This is a genomic window from Desulfonatronospira sp. MSAO_Bac3, assembly GCF_003838035.1.
GTDB lineage: Bacteria > Desulfobacterota > Desulfovibrionia > Desulfovibrionales > Desulfonatronovibrionaceae > Desulfonatronospira > Desulfonatronospira thiodismutans.
In genome coordinates this window covers 1-1,319 of record NZ_QYZY01000045.1, presented here as the reverse complement: position 1 = coordinate 1,319, position 1,319 = coordinate 1, and the positions used below count along the sequence as shown (strand labels likewise).

1 protein-coding gene is annotated in these 1,319 nt (G+C 49.6%); it reads right to left on the bottom strand.

Translation table 11 applies throughout. The features are described from left to right. Positions 1-259: 259 nt before the first annotated feature. Positions 260-769: a nitroreductase family protein gene (locus D5S03_RS01385; RefSeq protein WP_008868952.1), complete on the bottom strand. Its 510-nt coding sequence runs from the start codon at positions 767-769 to the stop codon at positions 260-262. Between the last annotated feature and the right edge of the window lie 550 nt (positions 770-1,319).

Genomic DNA, 1,319 nt, shown 5'->3' with positions numbered 1-1,319 from the left:
GTGCACATGAAAAGACTCAGGTAAATGAAGGCATTCATGGGAGTCCTCGGTGGTAGTTCCCGGCACAAGGCCCTGGGGACTGTCCCCCACTAAGTAATGATTATGCAGCTTGGCAAAATTTAGCGTCTGAACTTTTTGTATTCTGCAGGAAAGGTGTCGCGGGGACTGTCCCCAGGGCCGTTAATGGTTACGTTTGCAGGGACAAGTCCCATTGCACTCAGCTTTTTTAGCCGGGTATGGTACGCTTGTGCTGGAAAAATCACCACTTGTCGTAGTGTATTCTTTCAGGTTTGTATCTGCTGGGTGTCTTGTGGTCCTGGTCGGGGTACCCGATGACGACATAGGCCAGGGGAATTACCTGGTCTGGAAGATTGAACAGTTTCTGGAAACCCTCCTCTCTTTCCTTGATAGGATGAATCCCTGTCCATACTGAACCAAGCCCAAGGCTGTGAGCAGCCAAAAGAATATTCTGGGTGGCCGCTGAACAGTCCTGGACCCAGTACCCGGGGAATTTTTCCAGACTCAAATCAGCACAGACAAGAATGCCCAGCGGGGCTTTATCAGCCATTGCAGCATAGGGGTTGATTTCCTTGACTTTGGACTGGGTTTCCTTGTCCCGGCAGATAATAAAGTGCCAGGGTTGAGCATTGCCTGCGCTGGGGGCCACCATGGCAGCTTCAAGGATGGTTTTTATCTGTTCATCAGTGACCGGCTTGTCTTTATATTTGCGAATACTTCTCCGGTTCATAATGGCCTCAATAACATCCATAAGCTTCTCCTTTTTTGTATACTTGTCAAGGTTCTGGTCTAATAAATCTGAATGTTTTTATTTCTCCAGTCAAGTCTGATGCGTCTGCAAAAAGTACTGGGTTTTTTCCGGCGATCCTGCACAGAAAAAGAGGCCCATTCGGGGCATCATTTGAAAAAGGAAGGGAGCTCATACAACCACCCCCGGCCCCTCCTTGGCTAAGGAGGGGAGAGATAATGAAAAGGTCGGTTATAACCACCCCCGGCCTTAAGAAGTATGGGAGTAAGGGCGTATGGGAGTATGGGAGTCAAAACATCTTTACACCCACACATGGATACCCCCATACCGCCATACTTTCTTCCATGGGAGGGGAGTTTACGCCGTGCGCATAGTCTAATCGTAACCATTCAGGGGGACCTCGGTGGTGGCTGATGGCACAAGGCCAGGGGACTGTCCCCGCTAAGTGATGATTATGATGCTTCACAAAATTTTGCGTCTGTACTTTTCAGTTGTGCAGTAAAAGTGTCGCGGGGACTGTCCCCTGGCCGGTATCTGCCCCCTGAATGGTTAC